1 protein-coding gene is annotated in these 433 nt (G+C 44.6%); it reads left to right on the forward strand.

The features are described 5' to 3' along the window. The coding region (locus OS191_RS00075) for an HYR domain-containing protein (protein WP_267153671.1) at positions 1-433 on the forward strand (433 nt) is incomplete at both ends.

Below are 433 nucleotides of genomic sequence, written 5' to 3' on the forward strand. Positions count from 1 at the left end.
GTAACAACTGTTACTTATACCATTACCGATGCTGCTGGATTAACAAACTCTTGTTCTTTCGACGTAACTGTTAATGATACGGAAGCACCAACCATATCCTGTCCTGCTGATATTACGGTAAGTAATGATGCTGGGCAATGTGATGCGGTTGTGACTTGGACGGCACCTACTGGTAATGATAACTGTGGGGGTGCGGTTGTAACAAGTTCACACAATCCTGGAGATACCTTCCCGATTGGTGTAACAACTGTTACTTATACCATTACCGATGCTGCTGGATTAACAAACTCTTGCTCTTTCGACGTAACTGTTAATGATACGGAAGCACCAACCATTGTTTGTCCTGGAGATATAACTATTAGCAACGATGCTGGTCAATGTGATGCGGTTGTGACTTGGACGGCGCCTACTGGTGCTGACAACTGTGCTGGTT

The organism is Xanthomarina sp. F2636L (assembly GCF_026410195.1).
Taxonomy (GTDB): domain Bacteria; phylum Bacteroidota; class Bacteroidia; order Flavobacteriales; family Flavobacteriaceae; genus Xanthomarina.